The 4,865-nt window shown below is 30.1% G+C and carries 4 protein-coding genes; 2 read left to right on the top strand and 2 right to left on the bottom strand.

Going from position 1 to position 4,865, the window contains the following annotated elements; all coding sequences use genetic code 11:
* Positions 1-157: 157 nt before the first annotated feature.
* Positions 158-1,468, top strand: a complete 1,311-nt coding sequence (locus I4U58_RS12650; protein ID WP_195931702.1) for an FAD-dependent oxidoreductase — start codon at positions 158-160, stop codon at positions 1,466-1,468.
* A gap of 121 nt (positions 1,469-1,589) precedes the next feature.
* Here the strand turns inward: I4U58_RS12650 and I4U58_RS12645 are convergent, their stop codons facing one another.
* Positions 1,590-2,363, bottom strand: coding sequence for a hypothetical protein (locus I4U58_RS12645; RefSeq protein WP_195931701.1), 774 nt, complete (start codon positions 2,361-2,363; stop codon positions 1,590-1,592).
* A gap of 241 nt (positions 2,364-2,604) precedes the next feature.
* Between I4U58_RS12645 and I4U58_RS12640 the strand changes: the two genes are divergently transcribed.
* Positions 2,605-3,501 carry an N-acetylmuramoyl-L-alanine amidase gene (locus I4U58_RS12640; RefSeq protein WP_243269633.1) on the top strand — a complete coding sequence of 299 codons (897 nt, stop codon included), beginning with the start codon at positions 2,605-2,607 and terminating at the stop codon, positions 3,499-3,501.
* Between the two features lie 146 nt (positions 3,502-3,647).
* On the opposite strand, the gene I4U58_RS12635 is transcribed toward I4U58_RS12640, so the two are convergent.
* Positions 3,648-4,613: a serine hydrolase gene (locus I4U58_RS12635; protein ID WP_195931699.1), complete on the bottom strand. Its 966-nt coding sequence runs from the start codon at positions 4,611-4,613 to the stop codon at positions 3,648-3,650.
* Positions 4,614-4,865: the final 252 nt, after the last annotated feature.

Below are 4,865 nucleotides of genomic sequence, written 5' to 3'. Positions count from 1 at the left end.
AAATAAGGTATTATAGATAAAAAGAAAATATTTACATATTTATATTTTTATTGTTTGGGAATTCGTTTTCAGGATATTTACATTTAAAAATTTTAAGTAAAATAAAATCTTACTTAAAATAGCAATTATTATATATTAAATTTAGGGGTGGTTAAAAATGAAAAAAGTAACATACTTAACAGAATCTGCAAAGAAATTTACAAAAGAAGAGGCTATAGCTGAAGCTAAGAGATGTTTACTATGTGAAGAAGCTTATTGTAATAAAAGATGTCCAATAAATAGCAATCCAAAGGAATTTGTAAAATTAGTTGCGACAGAACAATTCGAAAAAGCGATAAAACTAATCAGAGATAACAATCCTTTATTTTATTCAATATGCACAAGAGTATGTCCTTATGATAGTTACTGTGTAGGTGGATGTAGAAAAAGCGCGTTAGGAGACAATCCTATAATGATACCTTTTATCCAAAAATATCTAGTAGATTATTGTGATGCAAGTGATGAAGTGATAACAAGTGATCATATACAACCTAAAAAAGTAGGTCAAAAGGTCGCTATTATAGGTTCTGGACCGGCTGGACTTGCAGCAGCGGCAGTATTAGGTCAAAAGGGATATGAAGTTACTGTGTTTGAAGCTAAAAAAGAAGTTGGTGGATGGCTTAGCTATGGTATACCACCACACAGATTACCAAAAGAAATAATTCAAAAAGATTTAAAATATATAAAATCTCTAGATGTAGAGTTTAGAACAAGTTGTATGGTTGGTAGAGATATAACATTAGATGATTTGAAAAAAGAAGGATTTAAATCATTTTTAATTTCTACTGGATTTACTATTGGTAGAGTTTTAAATATAGAAGGACACGAATTAGATGGTGTTACAGATGCTGTAAGTTTCTTATCAGAAGCAAAGGCAAACGACGGTAATATAGAAGTTGGAGAAAGTGCAGTTATAATAGGTGGTGGAGACGTCGCTATGGACTGCGGAACGACTGCTAAATTAACAGGATATAAAAAAGTAAGAATAATGGTTAGAAACTCAATTGAAGAGATGACAGCTAGTGCAAAAGAATTAAAATACCTTCAACAAGTGGGAGTTCCTATAATCGACTGGATGGATTCAGTTAGAATTGTAGGTAAAGATGGAAAAGTAGTTGGTATGGAATTTAAGGGAACAGACGACGATACTAAGCTATATGTAGAATGTGATAAAGTTATATTTGCAGTAGGTCAGATGCCGGGTGCAATCCAAACAATAGCTCCAGTAGATGTAGACGAAAGAGGAATGATTGTTATAGATGAAGACTTCAATACATCTGTAAAAGGCGTTTTTGCAGCAGGAGATATAAGCAAGGCAAAAGCAGACAAGACTGCATGTTATGCAACTGCATTAGGTAAAAAAGTAGCTGAATCAATAGATAAATATATGCAAGAATTAGAATATAAAGTGAGTTCTGAGGCATTTTAATTTAAATATATGTTTTAAATAAATATTGATATTTTTATATTTTATCATAAAAAAGCAGAGGTAGTATTACCTCTGCTTTTAGTTTGTATTTTATTAATTTTGTATGTTATTAATATTAATATTAATAACATCTTTTACAAGCGACATAACCAGCAGCCTCTGCTTGTTGTCTTGTCATTCTTATTGCACCTTCCATATTGTGAGCAGTCGGTGTTTTGTGGTATTTATTTGATTTAGATCTACCACCGTTGCAATATACTATTTCACTGCTACCATAACTACTTGAGCTACTACCGCTATAACTGCTTGAACTATTTCCACTATAACTACTTGAGTTTTTAGAAGTGTAGCTACTTGAATTATTAGAACTATAATTGCTAGAGCTGTTAGAGTTATTAGAAGTAGAGCTACTGCTAGAATTATCACTAGAAGTAGTAGTATTGTCAGAAGAATCGTTTGAATCAGTAGTACTGTCAGTTGCATCTTCTGAGTCTTTTTCTGTTGATGCTATCTTATCTTCTAGTGAACTTACTTTGCTTTCTAGTGTTGAAACTTCTTCATTTGATGAATTTAATTTAGCTTTTAAAGATTTGATTTCATCATCTTTAGAAGAAATTTTATTTTCTAAAGAAGTTATCTCGCTTTCTAAAGATGCTACTTTATTAGTAGAAGTTGAGTCAGAGCTGAGTACCTTTGAGATGTAGTCTAAGCTTGGAGCTACAAATAAGACACATAATACACCTGCTATTATAGCTTTTGGTATTTTTCTGTCTTTAATACTTTTAACTAAGAATTCACCTGATAGTAATAATAAAGTTATTGGCAAAATTAAAAGAGCTATAAGTCCTACTATTACTTTTTTACTTGAATTTAAGTTTTTGAATTCATTTAACATTAAATATTCCCTCCCCATATGTTATATAAATACAAAATAAAGTAAAATTGGTAATTTTACCTTATAGTATATATTTTAACATATTAACTTTATATATTACAAAAATTATTTATCTATCTAAAAATAATATCTAAAATAGTGTCAAATTGTAGAAAAAATCATAATTATGTATAAAGTGGTAATATAAAGTGATAGGACTGTGCATTAGCCTATTGCTCCACTTTAAAAAAGGAAGGATTTGATGACTATGAGTAAATATTTAGTAGCTATTGATGCTGGACACGGAATGACTACTGGTGGTAAGCGTTCTGTAAAATTATCTTCCGATTTGTATGTTAATGGAGTCTTAGTTAGAAAAAAAGGTGAAGTAATTAAAGAAAATGAATGGAATAGAGCAGTATCTGAATATTTGGCAAAAGCACTTACTAGATGCAATATCGGCTATATGTATACTGCTGATATGACTGGAAAAACAGATGTATCACTTTCTACAAGATCATATAAGGCAAATAAAGCAGGTGCAGATATATTAATTTCAAACCATTACAATGCAATTGGAACAGCGTCAGTTTGGCAAACAAAAGCAAAAGGATTACTTGTTTTACGTACAAAAAACTCTTCTTCAAAATCTATTAAATTAGGAAATCTAGCAGTAAAACATTTAGCAGCAGATATCGACTATGAATACAACTACGGTTTGATGAGAGATGTCGATATGAGTGGATTTACATTAGCTATTTTAAGACAAACAAATATGCCTGCAATATTGATTGAATATGGATTTATGGATTACGAAAAAGAAGCAAAACTTATGTTAAACCCATCACATCAAGAAAAATGTGCAGAAGCAGTTTGTAAGGCAGTTTGTGAGTATTTTGGGATGAAATACGTTTCTAAAACATCTACAGGAAGTAGTACTACAGGAAAAAAGACTCTATACCTAAGAGTAATAGCTGATGAAGTAAATATACGTAGTGCAGCTGATTTTACTGATGAAAGTGTAGTCGGTGTAGTTAAAAAAGGAGGAGTATATACTGTTGTTGAAAAAATAGAGAGAACAGGAACAGATATGTATAAATTGAAATCAGGTGTTTATATAACTGCATCTACTAAATATGTAGAAGTTTTTGAGAGATAGTTTTAGATAAGAATTAGGTAAAATGATTAGATAAAGTAAAACACAGTAACTATAAAAAGTATAAAAAAGCTAAGACTTGCTTTGCAGGTCTTAGCTAGTTATCAAATCTTAAATAGATTTATGTCACCAAAATTTTAATTAAAATATTATTCAAAAGCTGGTTTTATATAATGTTTAATCAGCTCTATTTTTTCTGAGGAATTTGGGACAAAGAGTGCGGAAATAGCAATTACAATATTGTCCTTTGTATCTACATATATGCTGTTTCCGCCGTCTCCCATAGCTACAAAACTATGATCATCTAATATCCACCACAAATACCCATAGCTCAAATCTCCCAGATTTATATGAGGTGAAGTGCTTTCTTTTATCCATTTTGTAGATACAATTCTTTTACAATTATACACGCCACAATTTAAGTATAATTGACCGATTTTAGCCATGTCTATTGTGCTTAAACAAAGCCCCCACCCAGCAGTATTTAAGTTGTTTGTGCCAGCTACCCAGTTGTTTTTATCTATAGATTGATTAAATTTAATCTGCTCTTTTTCGCTTTTAAAAGTTATGTTCTTTGGAGGGATGATATCAAGTGGTTCAAATAAATTTTTAGTGGCAAATTCTAATACGGATTGATTAGTTGTATTTTTTATTATGCCAGAGAAAATGTCGGGCCCTATAAGTGGGGTATAGAAAAACGAACCTATCTCATTATCGCCGCCTAGCATATCTAGTGAGAATTTTAGATAGTCTGAACTTGTGAAGTAATCTATATATGGAGCATCTTTATATTTAAAAGGTGTTGTCATTGTGAGCATATCTTTTAAGGTGATATTTTCTATAGTTTTGTTTGATTTATCTTTTTTATAATCTGGAAAGAAAGCGAGAATTTTTTGATTTATATCTTTTATATAGCCCTTATCCAAAGCTATTCCTATTAAAAGTGAGATTATGCTCTTTGTGACTGAATAGATGTGGATTTTACTTTCTTTATTGCAGTTATTTTCGTAGTTTTCATAAACTAATTTGTCGTCTTTTAAAACGACAACCCCACATATATTGGGGTGATTTTTCTTTATTATATCTTCAAAAGTTTTCACTTTTTCTTTATTCATATTTCTACCTCCTATTTATTATAGGATTAATAGTAGTTTAACAAATGCATTTGATTTTGTGATTATCACATTTCACTATTTCCTTACAATAAGAGTAATTTGATTTAAAATTTTTTACAAGAATTATTTTAAAATAACTTCTTTTCGATAGTTATAAGTGTATTTTTATACTAGATGTAGTATTTATTAGATATTATTTTATACATTATAAAAATATATGGAGGGTAATAAGTTGTGAAATAAAGCTGGACT

The sequence above is a fragment of the Clostridium sp. 1001270J_160509_D11 genome, assembly GCF_015667935.1.
Lineage (GTDB): Bacteria > Bacillota > Clostridia > Peptostreptococcales > Peptostreptococcaceae > Intestinibacter.
The sequence above is the reverse complement of the archived record's forward strand: the minus strand, read 5'-3'. Positions and strand labels throughout refer to the sequence as shown.